15 protein-coding genes are annotated in these 19,737 nt (G+C 72.2%); 11 read left to right on the top strand and 4 right to left on the bottom strand.

The genetic code is table 11. The features are described 5' to 3' along the window. From ABZY44_RS30380 to ABZY44_RS30360, 5 genes are all read left to right on the top strand, one after another. Positions 1 to 210: hypothetical protein (locus ABZY44_RS30380; protein ID WP_356659393.1), on the top strand; the 210-nt coding region annotated here is incomplete at its 5' end. Positions 211 to 239: 29 nt separating this feature from the next. Further along, positions 240 to 2,882 carry a sensor histidine kinase KdpD gene (locus ABZY44_RS30375; protein ID WP_356659391.1) on the top strand — a complete coding sequence of 881 codons (2,643 nt, stop codon included), beginning with the start codon at positions 240 to 242 and terminating at the stop codon, positions 2,880 to 2,882. After that, positions 2,879 to 3,565, top strand: coding sequence for a response regulator (locus tag ABZY44_RS30370; protein ID WP_356659389.1), 687 nt, complete (start codon positions 2,879 to 2,881; stop codon positions 3,563 to 3,565). The genes ABZY44_RS30375 and ABZY44_RS30370 overlap by 4 nt, the downstream gene beginning before the upstream one ends. A 24-nt stretch (positions 3,566 to 3,589) precedes the next feature. Further along, entirely contained in the window at positions 3,590 to 4,018 is a 429-nt protein-coding gene (locus ABZY44_RS30365) for an OB-fold nucleic acid binding domain-containing protein (protein WP_356659387.1), read from the top strand. A gap of 71 nt (positions 4,019 to 4,089) precedes the next feature. Further along, positions 4,090 to 4,800, top strand: a complete 711-nt coding sequence (locus ABZY44_RS30360) for a DUF3159 domain-containing protein (protein ID WP_356659395.1) — start codon at positions 4,090 to 4,092, stop codon at positions 4,798 to 4,800. A gap of 113 nt (positions 4,801 to 4,913) precedes the next feature. Here the strand turns inward: ABZY44_RS30360 and ABZY44_RS30355 are convergent, their stop codons facing one another. Further along, positions 4,914 to 5,576, bottom strand: a complete 663-nt coding sequence (locus ABZY44_RS30355) for a TrkA family potassium uptake protein (protein ID WP_214953432.1) — start codon at positions 5,574 to 5,576, stop codon at positions 4,914 to 4,916. Beyond that, positions 5,573 to 6,241 carry a TrkA family potassium uptake protein gene (locus ABZY44_RS30350; protein ID WP_356659385.1) on the bottom strand — a complete coding sequence of 223 codons (669 nt, stop codon included), beginning with the start codon at positions 6,239 to 6,241 and terminating at the stop codon, positions 5,573 to 5,575. Before ABZY44_RS30350 ends, ABZY44_RS30355 begins: the two co-directional genes overlap by 4 nt. A gap of 219 nt (positions 6,242 to 6,460) precedes the next feature. On the opposite strand from ABZY44_RS30350, the gene ABZY44_RS30345 reads away from it, so the two are divergent. The 6 genes from ABZY44_RS30345 to ABZY44_RS30320 all read left to right on the top strand — a co-directional run bounded on the left by ABZY44_RS30345 (position 6,461) and on the right by ABZY44_RS30320 (position 19,024). Further along, the gene (locus ABZY44_RS30345; RefSeq protein ID WP_356659383.1) at positions 6,461 to 8,515 is read left to right on the top strand and encodes an APC family permease; all 2,055 of its coding nucleotides are present in this window, start codon (positions 6,461 to 6,463) and stop codon (positions 8,513 to 8,515) included. Between the two features lie 120 nt (positions 8,516 to 8,635). Continuing rightward, positions 8,636 to 9,967, top strand: a complete 1,332-nt coding sequence (locus ABZY44_RS30340; RefSeq protein WP_356659381.1) for a TRAM domain-containing protein — start codon at positions 8,636 to 8,638, stop codon at positions 9,965 to 9,967. Between the two features lie 843 nt (positions 9,968 to 10,810). Beyond that, positions 10,811 to 12,370 carry a TIGR02677 family protein gene (locus tag ABZY44_RS30335; RefSeq protein ID WP_356659379.1) on the top strand — a complete coding sequence of 520 codons (1,560 nt, stop codon included), beginning with the start codon at positions 10,811 to 10,813 and terminating at the stop codon, positions 12,368 to 12,370. Beyond that, a complete protein-coding gene (locus ABZY44_RS30330) occupies positions 12,367 to 13,605 on the top strand; it encodes a TIGR02678 family protein (protein ID WP_356659377.1) in 1,239 nt (412 codons plus the stop codon). The genes ABZY44_RS30335 and ABZY44_RS30330 overlap by 4 nt, the downstream gene beginning before the upstream one ends. Next, positions 13,602 to 17,744: a TIGR02680 family protein gene (locus tag ABZY44_RS30325; protein WP_356659375.1), complete on the top strand. Its 4,143-nt coding sequence runs from the start codon at positions 13,602 to 13,604 to the stop codon at positions 17,742 to 17,744. The genes ABZY44_RS30330 and ABZY44_RS30325 overlap by 4 nt, the downstream gene beginning before the upstream one ends. After that, complete coding sequence (locus ABZY44_RS30320; protein WP_356659373.1) at positions 17,735 to 19,024, top strand: TIGR02679 family protein; 1,290 nt, start codon at positions 17,735 to 17,737, stop codon at positions 19,022 to 19,024. The genes ABZY44_RS30325 and ABZY44_RS30320 overlap by 10 nt, the downstream gene beginning before the upstream one ends. On the opposite strand, the gene ABZY44_RS30315 is transcribed toward ABZY44_RS30320, so the two are convergent. Both ABZY44_RS30315 and ABZY44_RS30310 read right to left on the bottom strand, forming a co-directional pair. Beyond that, positions 19,004 to 19,207, bottom strand: a complete 204-nt coding sequence (locus ABZY44_RS30315; RefSeq protein WP_356659371.1) for a hypothetical protein — start codon at positions 19,205 to 19,207, stop codon at positions 19,004 to 19,006. The genes ABZY44_RS30320 and ABZY44_RS30315 overlap by 21 nt on opposite strands. Further along, positions 19,204 to 19,662, bottom strand: coding sequence for a MarR family transcriptional regulator (locus tag ABZY44_RS30310; protein WP_356659369.1), 459 nt, complete (start codon positions 19,660 to 19,662; stop codon positions 19,204 to 19,206). The genes ABZY44_RS30315 and ABZY44_RS30310 overlap by 4 nt, the downstream gene beginning before the upstream one ends. Between the last annotated feature and the right edge of the window lie 75 nt (positions 19,663 to 19,737).

Raw genomic sequence — 19,737 nt, 5'->3', positions numbered from 1 at the left:
CGCGAGCAGGGGCATGGCCTCTTCGAGGGACTGGCCCGCGCGCGCAGGGCGGGCGCGCACCCCTGGAGGGGTGCGGCCCACGGCCGTGTCCGGGTGCCCGCCGGCGCCCGGGCGGGAGCGGTGGCCCCGCCGCCCTCCGTGCCGTGGGGGCCGTCCGCCGGTGTCAGGGATCCGTCAGGGATCGGCACATACGCCGTCAACGGTGCGTGAACGGGATGAACGTCCCGGAGAATGAGCGCATGGGACGCGGCAGGCTAAGGATCTATCTCGGCTCGGCACCCGGAGTGGGCAAGACGTACGCCATGCTCTCGGAGGGACACCGCCGGGTGGAGCGCGGCGCCGACATCGCCGTCGGCTTCGTGGAGCACCACGGGCGGCCGCGCACCGAGGTCATGCTGCACGGCCTGGAACAGGTCGGGCGCCGCACGCTCTCCTACCGGGGGGCCGCCTTCACCGAGATGGACGTGGACACGCTCCTGGCCCGCGCCCCGGCCGTGGCCCTGGTGGACGAACTGGCGCACACCAACGTCCCGGGCTCGCGCAACGCCAAGCGCTGGCAGGACGTCGAGGAGCTGCTGCGGGCCGGGATCGACGTGATCACCACCGTGAACATCCAGCACCTGGAGTCGCTCGGCGACGTGGTGGAGTCGATCACGGGCGTGCGGCAGCGGGAGACCGTCCCCGACGAGGTGGTGCGCCGCGCCGACCAGATCGAGCTGGTCGACATGTCCCCGCAGGCACTGCGCCGCCGCATGGCGCACGGCAACATCTACACGTCGGACAAGGTCGACGCGGCACTCTCCAACTACTTCCGCCCCGGCAACCTGACCGCGCTGCGCGAGCTCGCGCTGCTCTGGGTGGCCGACCGGACGGACGAGTACCTCCAGCAGTACCGGGGCGAGCACGGCATCCGCTCCACCTGGCAGGCGCGCGAGCGGATCGTCGTGGGCCTGACCGGCGGCCCCGAGGGGCGGACCCTGATCCGGCGCGCGTCACGGGTGGCCGCCAAGGGATCCGGCAGCGAGATCCTGGCCGTCTACATCGCCCGCAGCGACGGGCTCACCGCGGCCTCGCCCAAGGAGCTCGCGGTCCAGCGGACGCTGGTCGAAGACCTGGGCGGAACGTTTCATCACGTGATCGGCGACAACGTCCCCGAAGCGCTGCTCGCGTTCGCCCGCGGGGTCAACGCCACCCAGATCGTCCTCGGCTCCAGCCGCCGCCGCTCCTGGCGGTACCTCTTCGGCCCCGGGGTCGGAGCCACGGTGGCCCGCGACTCCGGGCCCGACCTCGACGTGCACATCGTCACGCACGAGGAGGCCGCCAAGGGCCGCGGCCTGCCCGTGGTCCGGTCGGCGGCCCGGCTCGGCCGGACCAGGCTGGTGGCCGGCTGGGTGGCCGGGGTGGTCCTGCCGCTGCTGCTCGCGGCGCTGCTCAGCCACATCGACAACGACCCCGGCCTCGCCAACGAGATGCTGCTCTTCCTGGCCCTGACCGTGGCCTCCGCGCTGCTCGGCGGGCTCTACCCCGCGCTGGCCTCCGCCGCCGTTGGCTCCCTGCTGCTGAACTTCTACTTCGCTCCGCCCCTGCACCGCTTCACCGTCTCGGACCCGAAGAACATCGTGGCCATCGCCGTCTTCTTCGGCGTCGCGGGCTCCGTGGCCTCCGTCGTCGACGCCGCCGCCCGCCGCACCCACCAGGCCGCCCGGCTGCGCGCCGAGTCCGAGATCCTCTCCTTCCTGGCCGGCAGCGTGCTGCGCGGCGAGACCACGCTGGACGCGCTGCTGGAGCGGGTGCGCGAGACCTTCGCCATGGAATCCGTGGCCCTGCTGGAACGGGAGGGCGAGGTCGAACCCTGGCGGCCCGCCGGCAGCGTCGGCCCGAACCCGGTCACCCGCCCCGAGGACGCCGACGTGGACATGCCGATCGGCGACCACATGGCGCTGGCCCTTTCCGGCCGGGTGCTGCCCGCCGAGGACCGCCGCGTCCTCGGCGCCTTCGCCGCCCAGGCCGCCGTCGTGCTCGACCGCCAGCGCCTGGTGGGGGAGGCGTCGCAGGCCCGCCGGATGGCGGAGGGCAACCGGATCCGGACCGCGCTGCTGGCCGCCGTCAGCCACGACCTGCGGACACCGCTGGCCTCGATCAAGGCCTCCGTCAGCTCCCTGCGCTCCGACGACGTGGAGTGGTCGCCGGAGGACCGGGCGGAGCTCCTGGAGGGCATCGAGGACGGCGCCGACCGGCTCGACCACCTGGTGGGCAACCTGCTGGACATGTCCAGGCTGCAGACCGGCACCGTCACCCCGCTGATCCGCGAGATCGACCTCGACGAGGTGGTGCCGATGGCGCTGGGCGGCGTACCGGAGGGCAGCGTGCTGCTGGACGTCCCCGAGTCCCTGCCGATGGTGGCGGTGGATCCGGGGCTCCTGGAGCGGGCCGTGGCCAACGTGGTCGAGAACGCCGTCAAGTACAGCCCGGCGGGGGAGCGGGTGTGGGTGGCGGCCAGCTTCCTGGGCGACCGGGTGGAGGTACGCGTCGTCGACCGCGGGCCGGGCGTGCCCGACGAGGCCAAGGACCGGATCTTCGCCCCCTTCCAGCGGCACGGGGACGCGCCGCGCGGAGCCGGCGTCGGGCTGGGGCTGGCGGTCGCGCGCGGCTTCGCCGAGGCCATGGGCGGCACGCTGGCGGCCGAGGACACCCCGGGCGGCGGGCTGACCATGGTGCTCACCCTGAGGGCGGCCCCCGGTGGACGGCCGCAGACCCCCGTGAGCGTGGACGGCGAGGGGCGCGGCGTGCCCGGCGGTCCGGACGGCCACGGGGGGTCCCGCGGGCCACGACCCGCAGAGTCCGTTCTCGATCCGATACGACAGAAGGCAGGACCTCGATGACCCGGGTGCTCGTGGTGGACGACGAACCCCAGATCGTCCGAGCCCTCGTGATCAACCTCAAGGCGCGCAAGTACGAGGTCGACGCGGCCGCCGACGGGGCGAGCGCCCTGGAACTGGCGGCCGCCCGCCACCCCGACGTCGTCGTCCTGGACCTCGGCCTGCCCGACATGGACGGGGTCGAGGTGATCAGGGGGCTCCGCGGCTGGACCCGGGTCCCGATCCTCGTGCTCTCCGCCCGGCACAGCTCCGACGAGAAGGTGGAGGCCCTGGACGCGGGCGCCGACGACTACGTCACCAAGCCCTTCGGCATGGACGAGCTGCTGGCCAGGCTGCGCGCGGCCGTCCGGCGGGCGGAACCCTCCGCCGGAGCCGGGGACGACGAGGTGATCGTCGAGACGGAGGGCTTCACGGTCGACCTCGCGGCGAAGAAGGCGGTGCGCGCGGGGCGCGACGTACGCCTCACGCCCACCGAGTGGCACCTGCTGGAGGTCCTGGTCCGCAACGGCGGGAAGCTGGTCAGCCAGAAGCAGCTGCTCCGGGAGGTCTGGGGGCCCTCGTACGGCACCGAGACCAACTACCTGCGCGTCTACATGGCCCAGCTGCGGCGCAAGCTGGAGGCGGACCCCTCCCACCCGAGGCACTTCATCACCGAACCCGGCATGGGATACCGCTTCGAGAGGTAGCGGGCGCGCCGGTACGCTTCCTGTATGAGTGCTGAACCGCGTCCCGAGAAGTCCGCCAAGCCGGCGAAACCCGCCAGGCCGGCGGGCCGGTTCCGCCGGATGATAGAGCGGCTTTCCACCTCGCAGGAGGACCTGCATTCGGCTGAGCTGCAGGAGGACGCGGAAGCCGCGGGGTGCACGCGGATCTGCGACAGCCACGACCGGCAGATAGTGAAGGTCACCGGGACCCTGCGGACCGTCACCCTGCGGCCGCGCGCGGGCGTCCCCGCGCTGGAGGCGGAGCTGTTCGACGGCTCCGCCGCGCTGGACGTCGTATGGCTCGGGCGTCGCTCGATCGTGGGAATCGAGCCCGGCCGCCGCATGATCGCCTCCGGGCGGATCTCGATGAGCCACGGCCGTCGGGTGCTCTTCAACCCGAAGTACGAACTCCGACCGCTCGGACAGGAGCACTGACGGTGACGTCACTCGACAAACCGACCACCCCGCACACCCCGACCACGCCGGCAGGGCCGAACCCGCCGGCCGTGGATCCCGCCGCCGAGCCGTCGGCGGACCAGAAGGCCGTGACGCAGGCGGCTCTCTTCGATGCCTTCGGCGGCATCCGGGGCACCGTGGAGACGATGCTCCCGGGGCTGCTCTTCGTCATGATCTACACGATCAACAAGGACGTGAAGCTGTCCGCGATCGCCGCGGGCGCCGTCGCGGTCCTGCTGGTGATCGTCCGGCTGCTGCGCAAGGACACGGTGAAGCACGCCTTCAGCGGGGTCTTCGGCGTGGGCGTGGGCGTGGCCTTCGCCCTGTTCACGGGCAGCGCGAAAGGCTTCTACCTGCCGGGCATGATCTACGGCGCCGGCCTGGGCGTGGCCTTCACGCTGTCCGCGCTCGTGGGCTTCCCGCTGCTGGGCGTGATCCTGGGGCCGGTGTTCAAGGAGAACCTGTCCTGGCGCACGCGCAACCCGGGGCGGAAGAAGGCCTACGTCAAGGCGAGCCTGGCCTGGGGCCTGATCTTCCTCGCCAAGTACGCGATCCTCTTCCCGCTGTACTGGTGGGGCGACGCGACGCAGCTGGGCTGGGTGCTGATCGCGCTGAAGCTCCCGCCGATGGTGCTGGCCGTGTACTTCACGTGGCTCTTCCTGGCGCAGGCGCCGCCGCCGATCAACGTGATCGCCGAGTGGGAGGCGGAGGAAGCCGCCGAGAAGGCGGCCAAGGCCGCTGCCAGGGGCCACAAGGGCTGACCCCGGGCCCACCGGTGGGCCCGTACGCCTCCTGTCCCTGAACCGCGCAAGGGGGCGGCCGACCGTGCCGGTCGGCCGCCCCTTCGTCGTCCGGTGGGACGGGACGCCCGTCGCTAGTCCGCGGCCTGGAGGAGGTCCTCCAGCTGCTCCTCGCGGGCCTGGGCGGCCACGAAGAGGAGCTCGTCGCCGGGCTCCAGGGTCTCCTCGCCGTGCGGCGTGAGCACCCGGTTGCCCCGGATGATCGTCACCAGCGAGGTGTCCTCGGGCCAGGTGATCTCGCTGATCTGCTTGCCGGCGACCTGCGAGTCGGCGGGCAGGGTCAGCTCGACCAGGTTGGCGTCGCCGTGGCTGAAGCGCAGCAGCCGTACGAGGTCGCCGACGCTGACGGCCTCCTCGACGAGCGCCGACATCAGGCGCGGAGTGGAAACCGCGACGTCCACGCCCCAGGACTCGTTGAAGAGCCACTCGTTCTTGGGATTGTTGACGCGGGCGACGACCCGGGGGACCCCGTACTCGGTCTTGGCGAGCAGCGAGACGACGAGGTTGACCTTGTCGTCACCCGTCGCGGCGATGACCACGTTGCACCGCTGGAGCGCCGCCTCGTCGAGCGAAGTGATCTCGCACGCGTCGGCCAGCAGCCACTCGGCCTGCGGCACCCGCTCCACCGAGATGGCGGTCGGCGCCTTGTCCACGAGGAGCACCTCGTGGCCGTTCTCCAGGAGCTCGCCCGCGATGGAGCGGCCCACCGCACCGGCTCCGGCGATCGCGACCCTCATGCGTGTGCCTCCTCGGGACCCTCGGCGAAGGACGCCTCCACCTTGTCGATCTCATCCGTGCGCATCATCACGTGGACGAGGTCGCCCTCCTGGAGGACGGTCGCCGACGTCGGCAGCATGGCCTCGCCCAGCCGGGTCAGGAAGGCGACGCGGACGCCGGTCTCCTCCTGCAGCTGGCTGACCTTGTGGCCGACCCAGGCGGCGGAGGTGTGCACCTCGGCGAGCTGGACGCCGCCGCTCGGGTCGCGCCACAGCGGCTCGGCGCCCGACGGGAGCAGCCGGCGGAGCATCTGGTCGGCGGTCCACCGCACGGTCGCGACGGTGGGGATGCCCAGGCGCTGGTAGACCTCGGCGCGCTTGGGGTCGTAGATGCGGGCGGCGACGTTCTCGACGCCGAACATCTCGCGCGCCACGCGGGCGGCGATGATGTTGGAATTGTCACCGCTGCTGACGGCCGCGAAGGCACCCGCCTCCTCGATGCCGGCCTCGCGAAGGGTGTCCTGGTCGAAGCCGACTCCGGTGACTCGGCGGCCGCCGAACGACGCCCCCAGCCGGCGGAAGGCGGTGGGGTCCTGGTCGATGACGGCGACCGTATGCCCCTGCTGTTCCAGGGTCTGCGCGAGGGCGGAGCCCACTCTTCCGCAGCCCATAATGACGATGTGCACGGCCGTCCTTCCGGCTGTCAGCGGCTCGCTGGTTTTCAGCCTCTTTGCTGCTCTGGCTTAACAGGGTCTCAGACCATGGCCCAAGCTACACACGGGCGGTCACCAGTGTGCCCCTTTGTGCTGGAGGCTGCGTCTCTTTGCCCTGGATGCGGAGGGACTTCGTGCCGGATAGGGGTGGGGGGTTCGTCAGTCTGATTTCGAACGCTTACGATCCACTGCGTGTCCAAACTGACCGACGTGCCCAAACGGATCCTGATCGGCAGGGCGCTACGCAGCGACCGCCTCGGAGAAACACTCCTTCCCAAGCGGATCGCCCTCCCTGTCTTCGCGTCCGACCCGCTCTCCTCGGTGGCATATGCCCCTGGCGAGGTACTGCTGGTCCTGTCGATCGCGGGTGTGTCGGCGTACCAGTTCAGCCCCTGGATCGCCCTCGCGGTCGTCGTGCTGATGTTCACCGTGGTCGCCTCGTACCGGCAGAACGTCCATGCCTATCCGAGCGGCGGCGGTGACTATGAGGTCGCCAACACCAATCTCGGGCCCAGAGCCGGCCTGACCGTCGCGAGCGCGTTGCTCGTCGACTACGTCCTCACGGTCGCCGTCTCGATCTCCTCCGGAGTGGAAAACCTCGGCTCCGCCGTCGATTTCGTCATCGAGCACAAGGTGCTCTCGGCGATGATCATGATTGTCCTGCTCACGCTGATGAATCTGCGCGGCGTGAAGGAATCCGGGAATCTCTTCGCCATCCCGACGTACGTCTTCGTCGGCGCCGTTTTCGTCATGATCGCCTGGGGTGCCTGGCGCGGCCTCGTCATGGGCGACACCATGGAGGCCCCGACGGCAGACCTGGAGATCAAGGCCGAGCACCAAGGGCTGGCCGGCTTCGCGCTGGTCTTCCTCCTCCTACGGGCCTTCTCCTCGGGCTGCGCCGCCCTGACCGGCGTCGAGGCCATCAGCAACGGCGTGCCCGCCTTCCGCAAGCCCAAGAGCAAGAACGCGGCCACCACCCTCGCCCTCATGGGCGCGCTGGCCGTCACCATGTTCTGCGGGATCATCGCCCTGGCCATGAACACGAACGTGCGGATGGCGGAGAATCCCGCCACCGACCTGCTCAAGGACGGGGTCCCGGTCGGACCCGATTACGTGCAGCACCCGGTGATCTCCCAGGTGGCCGAGGCCGTCTTCGGCAACGGCAGCTTCCTCTTCATCGTGCTCGCGGCGGCGACCGCGCTGGTCCTGTTCCTGGCCGCCAACACCGCGTACAACGGCTTCCCGCTGCTCGGCTCGATCCTCGCCCAGGACCGCTACCTGCCGCGCCAGCTGCACACCCGCGGCGACCGCCTCGCCTTCTCCAACGGCATCGTCCTCCTCGCGGGCGCCGCGATGCTCCTGGTGTGGATCTACGACGCCGACTCGACGAAGCTGATCCAGCTCTACATCGTCGGCGTCTTCGTCTCCTTCACCCTGAGCCAGATCGGCATGGTCCGGCACTGGAACCGGCACCTGCGCTCGGAGCGCGACCCGGTCGCGCGCCGCCGCATGCACCGCTCCAGGGCGATCAACACCTTCGGCGCCTTCTTCACCGGCATGGTGCTGGTGGTCGTCCTGGCCACCAAGTTCACCCACGGTGCCTGGGTCGCCCTGCTCGGCATGGTCATCTTCTACGGAACGATGACCGCGATCCGCAAGCACTACGACCGGGTCGCCAGCGAGATCGCGGCCGCCGAAGGCCCCAGCGAGGACAGCGTGCGGCCCTCGCGGGTCCACTCCATCGTCCTGGTCTCCAAGGTCCACAAGCCCACCCTGCGGGCCCTGGCCTTCGCCAAGCTGACCCGGTCGGACACCCTGGAGGCGCTCAGCATCAGCGTCGACCCGGTCGAGACCAAGGCGCTGCGCACGGAGTGGGAACGGCGCGGGATCAACGTCCCGCTGAAGATCCTCGATTCGCCGTACCGGGAGATCACGCGCCCGGTCGTCGAGTACGTGAAGGGCCTGCGCAGCGAGAACCCGCGCGACGCGGTCAGCGTGTACATCCCCGAGTACGTCGTCGGGCGCTGGTACGAGCACCTTCTGCACAACCAGAGCGCGCTGCGGCTCAAGGGGCGGCTCCTCTTCACCCCCGGCGTGATGGTCACCTCGGTGCCCTACCAGCTGGAGTCCTCGGAGCTCGCGAAGAAGCGGGCGAAGAAGCGGGCGGAGTGGAACGCGCCGGGCGCGGTGCGCCGCGGCCCGGTCGACACCCCTCGTCCGCGGCCGAAGGACTCGGCGGGGAAGTAGCATCCCGGCCCCCGGCCTCCGGGTGGCGAACGGCCGGACGAGATCCACGTAAACTGGTGGGTCGGTCGTCCGGCCGTTCCGCATTTTGTCTTCCTTACTTAGCCTTGGAGCCTCCCCACCATGACGGAGCAGAACGAGAAGCAGTCACTGGTCGGGGAGGAGTACGAGGTCGAGGTCGGCCCCGTCGCACACGGGGGCCACTGCATCGCCCGTACCGCCGAGGGCCGCGTCCTGTTCGTCCGCCACACCCTCCCCGGCGAGAAGGTCGTCGCCCGCGTGACGGAGGGCGACGCCGACTCCCGCTTCCTGCGCGCCGACGCCGTCACCGTCCTGGACCCCTCCAAGGACCGGACCCCGGCGCCGTGCCCGTACGCGGGCCCCGGCAAGTGCGGCGGCTGCGACTGGCAGCACGCCAAGCCGGGCGCCCAGCGCCGGCTCAAGGGCGAGGTCATCACCGAGCAGCTGCTGCGGCTCGCCGGGCTCACCCCGGAGCAGGCGGGCTGGGACGGCACCGTCATGCCGGCCGAGGGCGACAAGGTTCCCGCCGGCGAGGTCCCGCAGTGGCGCACGCGCGTGCAGTTCGCCATCGACGAGGACGGCCGCGCCGGTCTGCGCAAGCACCGCTCGCACGACATCGAGCCCGTCGACCACTGCATGATCGCGGCCGCGGGCGTCAGCGAACTCGGCATCGAGCAGCAGGACTGGCCCCAGATGGCCACGGTCGAGGCCATCGCCGCCTCCGGCTCCGGCGACCGCCAGGTCGTCCTCACCCCGCGCCCCGGCGGCCGCCTCCCGCTCGTGGAGCTGGACAAGCCGGTCTCCGTCCTGCGCGTCGAGGAGAAGGACGGCGGCGTCCACCGCGTCCACGGCCGCCCCTTCGTCCGCGAGCGCGCGGACGGCCGCACGTACCGCGTCGGCATGGGCGGCTTCTGGCAGGTCCACCCCCAGGCCGCCGACACCCTGATCAAGGCCGTCATGCAGGGCCTGATGCCGCGCAAGGGCGAGATGGCCCTCGACCTCTTCTGCGGCGTCGGCATCTTCGCGGGCGCCCTGGCGGAACGCCTCGGCGACACCGGCGCGGTGCTGGGCATCGAGTCGACGAAGCGCGCGGTCGAGGACGCCAGGCACAACCTGGCGGACTTCCCCCGGGTCCGCATCGAGCAGGGCAAGGTCGAGCAGATCCTCCCGAAGACCGGCATCACCGAGTGCGACCTGGTCGTCCTCGACCCGCCCCGCGCGGGCGCCGGCAAGCAGACGGTCCGCCAGGTGTCCGCCCTCACCCCGCGCCGCATCGCCTACGTCGCCTGCGACCCGGCGGCCCTGGCCCGCGACCTCGGCTACTTCAAGGAGAACGGCTACAAGGTCCGCACCCTGCGCGCCTTCGACCTGTTCCCGATGACGCACCACGTGGAGTGCGTGGCGATCCTTGAGCGGATCGTGAAGGACGCCTGACCCGTCAGCACGAAAGAGCCGCCTCCCGCACCAGGGCTACTGCCTGGGGCTGGGAGGCGGCTCGCTCTGTCTGGTCCTGGAGGGCGAGCTCGTCCGGGGACTGTTCCAGGCGGCCGGTCCGAGCCTGTCACGCTGGTGACGTGCTCCGTGCCTGTGACCCGACCGGGGGCAGGTCGTTGTGTGGGCGTGAACACCACGTGGGTCCGTGCCCTCCTTGCCCGCCGCTCCCGGGACTCCGGTGATGTCGGACGTCGTCGTCTGTCGGGCGAAGCGGCGTGCTCGGGGGCAGGCGCGTGATCGTCCAGTTGTATGGGGAGTGGGCTGAGGCGTCGCCCGTTGCAATGACGTATGAGGCTGCGGCTGCGGTGGCCGCCGGTCGTCGGGCTTTCGCCGACCGGCGGGAGGATTGCTTCTTGTCAGGCGGCAATTCCGCAGCTGCGGGCGCGAGGCGGCATCGTCCATGGCCCTTCACGGGCAGGGTCCGGCTCCCGGCCATCGGTGCGTCAGCCGCACCGATGGCGGCGACTGGCGCAGGGACGAACACGGACACGCGTAGGCCGCAAGGAATGGGCAGTGGCCGTGGCAGCCGGTCCCTCCGGTGGAAGCGGTTCGCGCCGATCCGTTCCGGGTCATGGAGCTGGGCGGTCATGCCAGGGGAGGGTGGGGACCCCGTGGGGAGGCGTCCCTGGGGGTCGATCGGGCCATTCACATGCTGCCGGCCATGGCACGTGATCTCCCGGAGTTCGATGAAACAGAGGGATGCAAGGTCACATTGCGGTGTAAATCAGCCAAGTGTTTTCGTCCCTGTCGGCGACTCTCTCCGCTGCGGGACAATGGCCGGCGATGACCATCACCACCGAACCGGAACCACGACCGGACGGCTACAGCCCCTTCGCCCACCTCACCGTCCAGAACACGGCTCTCTACCGTCGGGTGATGGGGGCGTTCGTCGTCGCGAAAGAGCGGTTCGCGGTCCATCTGCGCCCCGAGGACGTGCATGCCGCCCTGCCCGCCGAGGTGCGACCCGCTGAGCTGGACGTTGTGGTCAAAGCGTTGGACAGCCTCGTGGGCTGGGGCAATCTCCGGGCCGATCCCGACACCGCGCGCGTTACCGCCGTTGAGGACTTCTACCGGAAGCGGTTCATCTATCAGCTCACCCGGGCCGGAGAAGCGGCCGAGGAGGCGCTGGGTGTCTACGACGAGGCGCTCGGGCGCCGTGGAGCGCTGCAGGCCGTTGCCCTGCACGACATCGTCACCCAGTTGCGGGCCCTCCTCGTGCTGGCAGCCGAGGAACAGCCGGATCAGGCCAAATCGCACCTGGCGCTTGACGCGCTGGCCAGCCGGTTCGCCGCGCTCGCCGACAACGCCCGCGCCTTCATGGGGTCTTTGCAGCGGACCATCGATCTCCACGATGTCGAAGAGGAACTCTTCCTCGCCTACAAGGACCGGCTCATTCAGTATCTGGAGCGGTTCATCCAGGACCTGATCACCCTTGGCGGGCGCATCGCCCGCTTGATCCTGGAACTGGAAGACGCCGGAAGCATCGAACCGCTGCTCCGGGCGGCCGCCGCCCGTGAGGCTGCTGACGCCTCGCCGGAGGAGGCCGACCACGCCGAGTGGGAGGCGTACCAGCGCTGGTCCGGGCGCTGGTCCGGGCTCGCAGCGTGGTTCATCAGCCGGGAGGGGCGAGAGTCGCAGGCCAGGCTGTTGCGCGGCCGGGCCCTCGGCGCGATCCCCCAGCTCCTGGCCGTCGTACGGTCGCTCAACGAGCGCAGGGCGGGGCGCTCCGACCGGTCCGCCGACTTCCGTACCCTCGCCCGCTGGTTCGCTGAGGCCCCCGACGACGACGCCCGGCACCGGCTGTGGCGCACCGCCTTCGGGCTCTACCCCGCCCGGCATCTGACAGTCGACGCCGAGGCCCTCGCCGCCCGCGCAGCGCTGCCGATCCCCGCAGCCACTGCGTGGGCCGAGGCCGAGCCCCTGCGGATCAGCCCCCAACTGCGCCGTACCGGCAGTTACGAGCGGCGCGGCAAGACGCGCAAGGTCGAGGACCGGGCGGAGGCGCGCCGCAGACTCGCGGAGGTGGCCGCCAAACAGGCCGCCGAGACCGCGGCGGCACGCGCCCGGCTCGTCACCGACGGAATCACCCGGCTCTCCGGACTCGGTGAACTCGACCCCGCCTCCTTCGGGCTCTTCCTCCAGTTGCTCGGCGACGCGCTGGCCACCTGGCGGCCCGGTACGCGCCACACCGTGGCCACCAGCAACGACGGTTCCATGGAGATCCGGCTCAGCGCGCTCGCCGACGGCGGCACCGCGGAGATCCGGACGGCTGGAGGCGTTTTCCGCGGACCCGACCACCTGATCGAGATCATTGACCTGACGGCCGGAGGCGAGGACCTGTGAACGGCACTCCGCTCGCCGAGGTGCTCGACGGCCAGCACGCAGCCGACCTCCGCAAGGCAGCTCGCGCCCTGCTGAGGCAGCCACTCCTGCTTGCCCACGGCCGGTACGCCGACGAGTTCCGTCTCGTCCGCCGGCACGCCTCCGAACTGCGCGATTGGTTCGACCGCAACACCGGCTGGTCCCTCCAGACGGATGCCGAGGCGGCTCGCCTGCGGAAGATCCCCGGAGTCCTCACCGACCCCACCCACCCCGCGCGGGAGGCCACCCGCGCCGCCGCACCCTTCACGCGCCGCCGCTACGTGCTGTTGTGCCTGGCCCTGGCCGCCCTCGAACGGGGCGAGGCCCAGATCGCCCTCGGCCGGCTCGCCGACCAGGTCGTCCTCGACGCCGCCGACCCGCAGCTCCTCCAGGCCGGCATCCAGTTCACGCTGGACCGTCGCGACGAACGTCTCGACCTGGCCGCCGTCGTACGGCTCCTGCTCGGCCTCGGCGTGCTGCGGCGCGTCGCCGGCGACGAGGAGGCGTACGTCAGCGGAGCCGGCGATGTCCTGTACGACGTGGAACGGCGGGTACTGGCCGGGTTGCTCGCCGCACGCCGCGGCCCCTCCACCGTGCACGCCGAGACCTTCGCGGACCGCCTCACCGAACTCGTCGCCGAGACCGCCCTGGACAGCGACGAACTGCGCTTCCGCGCGATGCGGCGCTCGCTGACCCGAAGGCTCCTGGACGACCCGGTCCTGTACTACGACGAGCTGACCGACGCCGAGCTCGGCTACCTCACCCGCCAGCGGGGGTTCCTCACCACCCGCATCACCGAGCTGACCGGCCTGGTCCCCGAAGTGCGGGCCGAAGGCATCGCGATGGTCGACCCGGACGACGATCTCACCGACGTCCGCATGCCAGAGCAGGGAACCCACGGTCACGTCACGTTGCTGCTCGCCGAGCACCTGGCCGCCGCCGACGGCCCCGTCACCGCCGACCGGCTGGCGCTCCGAGTCCGGGAACTGGCCGCCGAGCACGGCGGATTCTGGGCCAAGTCCGCGCGCGAGCCGGGCATGGAAGCCGAACTCGTCGAACAGGCCGTCGACCGGCTCGCCGCCCTCGGCCTGGTCTCCCGTACGGCCCACGGCGTGGCGCCGCGCCCGGCCCTCGCCCGGTACGCGGTCGGCGAGACCGTCGTCCTCGAACCCGGCACCGTACGTACGCCCGCGCAGCGAAAGGCCAGCAAGCCGTGAACCGCCTCCCCGACCCCTTGCGATCCCGCTGGCAGCCCCTGCGCATCGGGCTCGTCGACCTCTTCCACTACGACGTGGAGGAATTCCACTTCCGGGACGGGCGCCTCCTCCTGCGCGGGAACAACGGCACCGGCAAGTCCAAGGTGCTCGCCCTCACCCTGCCCTTCCTGCTCGACGGGGACCTCAGCTCACGCCGCGTCGAACCCGACGGCGATCCGGGCAAGAGGATGGAGTGGAACCTGCTCCTCGGCGGCGAGCATCCGCACTCCGAGCGGCTCGGCTACACCTGGATCGAGTTCGGCAGGCTCGACGAGACCACCGGTGAACGGCACTTCCGTACGCTGGCCATCGGACTCAAGGCAGTCAGCGGGCGGGGTATCGCCCGTCACTGGTACGCGCTCACCCGTCAGCGCGTCGACCACCGCCCGGGCGACCCCGTCGAGGAGGCCGAGGAGTCCCTCAGCCTGCTCGACGCCACCGGCACGGCCCTGTCCCGGGACCGGCTCGCCGAGGCCGTCGCCGGGCACGGCATGGTGTACGACCAGGCCAAGGCCTACCGCAGGGCCGTCGACGAGGCACTCTTCGGACTCGGCGAGCAGCGGTACGGCGCCCTGGTCGACCTGCTCATCCAGCTGCGCCAGCCCCAGCTGTCCAAACGCCCCAACGAGGCAGCCCTGTCCCGAGCCCTCACCGAGGCCCTGCCGCCCATGGACCAGGCGGTCATCGCCGATGTGGCCGAGGCCTTCCGCTCCCTGGACGAGGAGAAGGAGGAACTGACGGCCGCCTCCGCCGCCGAGCGGGCCGCCGCGGCCTTCCTGGACCACTACCGGCGCTACGCCCGGATCGCCACCCGCCGGCGCGCCCGCCTCCCGCGCGGGGAGCACTCCCGCTACGAACACCTCCAGCGGGACCTCGCCGAGGCGCAGGCCGAGCAGACCCGTGCCCAGGAGGAACGGGCGGCGGCAGAGGAACGGATCGCCGCCCTGGACGAGACCCGGGCGCGCCTCCGGGCCCAGGACGCGGCCCTGCGCGAGGGCCCCGAGATGCGCAGCGCCCGGGAGCTGGAGCAGTCGGCCAAGGCAGTGGAGAGGACTGCCCGCGCCCTGGAGAGGGCCCGCGACGACAGGGACCAGGCCGCGGGACTGCACACCCGGGTGCTCGGGCGGCTCGGCGCGGCCGAGAACCGGCTGCGCGCCGCTGGGCGGCTGGCCGAGGACACCTTCCGTCAGGCGCGGGAGGCAGCCGTCGCCGCACGGATCGATCTGCCCGCGGACGACGGGCTGCCCGAGTCCGAACTGCGGCGGGCGACCGAAGAATCGACGGACCGGGGGCGTCGTGCGCTCGCCCACGCGGAAGACCTCGCCACGGCGGCCGAGCGGGCGGCCGAGAGGCAGCGCCAGGCATCCGTCCGCCTCGACGAGGCGGATACCGACCTCGACGAGAGCGTCGCGGCGCGGAGCCGCGCGGAGGAAGGTGCCGCACGGGCCGGGCAGACCCTGCTGGACGACGTACGGGAACACGCCCGCACCTGGAGCGAGCTGGCCTGCCCCGACCTGGCCGGCCTGCTCGATGAACTCCAGGAGTGGACGCGGCACCTCGACGGGCCCTACCCGGCTCGGGCGCACGCGGCACGAGCCCACAGCGCCACCTCGGCCCGGCTGGCGGACCAGATGGCCGACGCGGCGCGCCGGACAGCGGAGCTGGCGGTACGCACCGGCCGGGTCCGCGAGGAGATCACCGTGCTGGAGGCCGGCGGCCGAGGAGGCCCCCATCCTCCGCCCACCCGCACGCCCGGTCTGCGCGAGCGGCTTCCCGGCGCACCGCTGTGGCGGCTGGTGGACTTCCACGACGGCCTTCCGGAACAGGAGCGCGCAGGGCTGGAGGCGGCGTTGGAATCCTCCGGACTGCTGGATGCCTGGGTGCTTCCCGACGGCTCCGCCCTCGCCGCGGACGGGCACGACGTACTCCTCTCCCCGGCGACCGGGCCGGTGGCCGGGCCTTCGCTCCGCGGGTTGCTGCGCCCGGCCGTGGACGGCGGCGACGCGCAGGCCGCGGCGGTGGGCGAGGACACGGTGGCCCGGCTGCTCGCGGCCATCGGCACAGCGGGGGACGACGGAGCCGGCACCTGGGTGGGGCCGGACGGGCGCTTCCGCGTCGGCACGCTCACCGGCCGCTGGGCCAAGCCCGCCGCCGAGTACATCGGCGAGGGGGCGCGGGAGGTGGCGCGGCGGGCCCGTATCACCGCCCTTCGCGTCGAACTCGACCTGCTCCAGCAGGAGTCGGAGAGCGTCGCAGCGCAGTCCGAAGAGGTGGCGGCGCGTCGGCGCACCCTCGATGCCGAGCTGGCCGGCGTACCCGACGAGAGCCCCCTCACCCGGGCGCACGCCCAGGTGACCGCTGCCGCGGAGTCGGTGCGTCGGGATCGCTCGCGGCGCGAGGAGCGCGCCGCCGACCTCCTGGAGGCGGCCGGGCAGGCCGAACGGGCCGCCACCGAACTCGCCGGGACCGCCGGCGAACTGGGTCTGCCCGCCGACCGGGTCGGCCTTGCCGGGGTACGCCAGGCCCATGGTTCCCTCGCCGTGGCCTTGGCCGCGCTGTGGCCGACACTGCGTGAACGCGGCGAGGCGGCCCGCCAGGCCGACGAGGACCGCGCCGAGGCCGCGCAGGCCGGGGAGCGGACCGTCGAACTCGCCCTGCGCGCCGACGAGGCCGGGCGCGAGGCGGCGGCGGCGGACGAGCGGCACACCACGCTGCGCTCCACCGTCGGCGCGGCCGTCGCCGAGCTCGATCGACGGCTCACCGAGACCGCCGAAGCCCTGCGCGCCTGGGACGCGGACCAGCGGCTCACCCGCAAGCGCCATGCCGAGGCGGACCGGGAGGCGAGCAGGGCCGAAGGCCGCATCGAGCAGCTGGAGAAGGGTCTCGCGGGAGCGGCCGAGGCACGTGCGGAGGCCATCGCGGGGCTCCAGCGGTTCACCGCCACCGGCCTGATCACGGTCGCCCTGCCGGACCTCCCGGTGCCGGCCGCGGGCGACGTCCCCTGGGCGGCCACCCCGGCGATCGCGCTCGCCCGCGCCATCGAGTCCGGGCTGGCGTCGGCCGACGACTCGGACGGCGCCTGGGAACGAGTGCAGCGCCGGCTGAGCGAGGAGCTCAAGACCCTGCAGGACACCCTGTCCCGGCACGGGCACACCGCCTCCGCCCGGATGGTGGAGGACGGCATGGTCGTCGACATCGTCTACCAGGGCCGCGAGCGTGCCGTACCCGAACTCGCTGAGGCCCTGGCCGCCGAGGTCGGCGAACTCACCCGCATCCTGTCCGCACACGAACGGGAGATCCTCGAAACCCACCTGATCAACGAGGTCGCGGGCACCCTCCAGGAACTCATCGGGGCTGCCGAACGACAGGTGCGCGACATGAACGCCGAGCTGGAGGACCGCCCCACCTCAACCGGCATGAAACTGCGGCTGGTCTGGCGGGCTTCCCGCAAGGCCCCCGCCGGCCTCGCCCAGGCGCGCGAGCGGCTGCGCCAGTCCGCCGACGCCTGGACCCCGGAGGACCGGACGGCGGTGGGTGAGTTCCTTCAGGCGCAGATCGCACGGCAGCAGACGGACGACACCTCCGGCAGCTGGCTCGAACACCTCACGGCCGCGCTCGACTACCGCTCGTGGCACGAATTCGGAGTCGAGCGGCACCAGCACGGCCGCTGGGTCCCGGCCACCGGCCCGGCCTCGGGTGGCGAGCGGGTCCTCGCCGTGTCCGTACCGTTGTTCGCCGCGGCCTCCTCGCACTACGCGAGCGCGGGCAGCCCGTACGCGCCCCGTCTGGTCACCCTCGACGAGGCATTCGCGGGAGTGGACGACGACTCGCGTGCCAAGTGCCTGGGCCTGCTGCACGCCTTCGACCTGGACGTCGTGATGACGAGCGAACGGGAGTGGGCCTGCTATCCGCAGGTGCCCGGCGTCGCCATCGCCCAGCTGTCGCGGATTGACGAGGTGGCGGCGGTACTCGTCACCCGCTGGGAATGGGACGGCACGCGGCGGCTGCGCCGAGAGGACCCGGTGCGGTCGCAGAACGCGGAGTCGGCCCCGCAGGTGGGAGCGGTGGGAGCGGTGGGAGCGGAGCCTCTGTGGACCTGACATCCGGCGCTGCCCCGGTCGAGGCGGCCCCGGGCGACGCTGTCAGCGTTGGTGCGGGCCGCGTCGACGCCGACCGACTGCGCCGTCTCCTGGGCGACCCCGAACTCCACTGGCTGGTCGACCGGGCACGCCGGCGCCTGGAGCGCGAGCAGCCCCTCACCGGACCGGTCTCCCTCGGCGCGCCCACCGCGGCCCAACGGGTGGCGGCCGAGCGGCTGCTGGGCCGTTCTCCCGGCAGCGGGCGCTCCCTGACCGTCCGGCTCGACGAGGTGGACGCGATCCTGCGCCGCTCGGGCATCAGCCCCGACGGATTCGCCGCCGCCGTGGCCGTGCTCACCGGGCCGGTCGTCCTGCTCGGCCCCGCCCGTCAGGCCGAGGACCGGGCGTGGCAGGCCGCGTACGCCCCGCTCGAAGCCCTCGCGCAGGATGTCCCGGCCCTCGCCGCATGGGCCGACCGGATCCGCGGCGACGGCCTGGTACGACGCCTCGTCGGCACCCCCGCCGCAGCAAAGGCCCTCCTCGGCCAGGCCGCCACCGCCCTCCGCGCCCTCCCCGCGGACCCTCCCGTCTCGCTTCCCGCCTTCGCGGCCCGGGTCCTCGGCGGCGCCCACGCCCTGGACGACGGCACTCCGCCGGCCACCGTCACCCTGGCCGGTATCCGCGCGCTGACCGGCTTCCCCGACGGCACCGGCGCCGAATGGCGCCGGGAGGCCTGGGCGTCGGCGGGTCTGCTGCGCGACGATCTGTCCTCGACCGTCCTCACCCTGAACCTGCGGGGCACCCCCGCCCTGGACTGGATGGCAGAGGCGGGTGAGCCCTGCGTTCTGACGCTGCGGCAGCTGATGCGCCGCTCTCCCCGGGTGTCCGACGCGACCGTCCGCATCTGCGAGAACCCGGCGGTGCTCGCGGCGGCCGCCGACCGGCACGGCCCGCACTCCGCGCCGCTGGTCTGCCTTCAGGGGCAGCCGTCCGCCGCAGCGCTCACCCTCCTGCGCCACCTGCACGAAGGCGGGGCGGCACTGCTCTACCACGGTGACTTCGACTGGGGCGGGCTCCGCATCGCCTCCGCACTGCTGCGCCGCGTCCCCTGGCAGCCGTGGCGCTACACGGCCGCCGACTACCGCGCGGCGGTGGCGCTTGCAGGCCCTGAGGGCCTGGCACTCGCCGGCCGTCCGGCCGGGGCTCCCTGGGACCCGGCCCTGCCCCAGGCTCTCTCGGAACTGGGTGTCCGTGTCGAGGAGGAGACGGTCCTCGACGCGCTACTGACCGACCTCGCGTGACGACGACCCGCGTGTGGAGGAGTTGTAGTCCAGCAGCGCCACCCGGAACTCGTTGCGGCCCGGGTCGGCGCATGCCGCCGGAGAGCCCGGGCCGCTGCTGACGTTGACGATGACCGGGGCGTCGCCAGCCTCCAGGAGTGGCAGGGCCGAGCAACGGCGGTCCTGGAGCCGCAGATCGTTCACCCGCCGTGCGCCTCCGCCATCCGGTCCAGGTCGGCGAGCAGTGCGGCGATGCGTTCCGGCGGAACGGCGTCGGTCATCCGCTGGTCGATGGCGTAGACGGCGGAGCGCGCCGCGGCGAGGCGCCGGTGGCCATCCTCGGTGAGGTGGGCGGGCAGCGCGCGGCCGTGGTCGGTGGTGGCCGCGCGGGTGATCAAGCCGGCCTCCTGCAGTCCGCGCAGGACGACGTTCATGGATTGCCGGGTGACGAAGGTGCCGCGGGCCAGTTCGGCGTTGGACAGCCCGGGCTGCTGGTCGAGCAGTTCGAGGCAGGCGTACTGCGGCACGGTCAGGCCGTGCTCACGCAGGGCCCTGTCCATCGCGCCGCGCAGGGCGGCGGCAGCGCGCTTGAGGCGGTAGCCCAGGCGTTCGGTCACGTCGCCGGTCGGGGTCGGGTGGTCGGTCGGCCCATCTGTCATGTCAGGAGTTTGACATAGGTGGGCGGAGGCGCCTAGCGTCCCCTATGTCAAAGTCCTGACATTGAGCGCGTCTGA

This window comes from Streptomyces sp. NPDC006544 (assembly GCF_040611715.1).
Taxonomy (GTDB): Bacteria; Actinomycetota; Actinomycetes; order Streptomycetales; family Streptomycetaceae; genus Streptomyces.
Note: the sequence above shows the minus strand (reverse complement) of the source record. Positions and strands in the feature narration are given on the sequence as shown.

Excerpts from the sequence above, each read along its gene's own strand:
- ABZY44_RS30375 (WP_356659391.1), top strand. The coding sequence starts at position 240 with ATGGGACGCGGCAGGCTAAGGATCTATCTCGGCTCGGCACCCGGAGTG.
- ABZY44_RS30370 (WP_356659389.1), top strand. The coding sequence starts at position 2,879 with ATGACCCGGGTGCTCGTGGTGGACGACGAACCCCAGATCGTCCGAGCC.
- ABZY44_RS30365 (WP_356659387.1), top strand. The coding sequence starts at position 3,590 with ATGAGTGCTGAACCGCGTCCCGAGAAGTCCGCCAAGCCGGCGAAACCC.
- ABZY44_RS30355 (WP_214953432.1), bottom strand. The coding sequence starts at position 5,576 with ATGAGGGTCGCGATCGCCGGAGCCGGTGCGGTGGGCCGCTCCATCGCG.
- ABZY44_RS30340 (WP_356659381.1), top strand. The coding sequence starts at position 8,636 with ATGACGGAGCAGAACGAGAAGCAGTCACTGGTCGGGGAGGAGTACGAG.
- ABZY44_RS30335 (WP_356659379.1), top strand. The coding sequence starts at position 10,811 with ATGACCATCACCACCGAACCGGAACCACGACCGGACGGCTACAGCCCC.
- ABZY44_RS30310 (WP_356659369.1), bottom strand. The coding sequence starts at position 19,662 with ATGACAGATGGGCCGACCGACCACCCGACCCCGACCGGCGACGTGACC.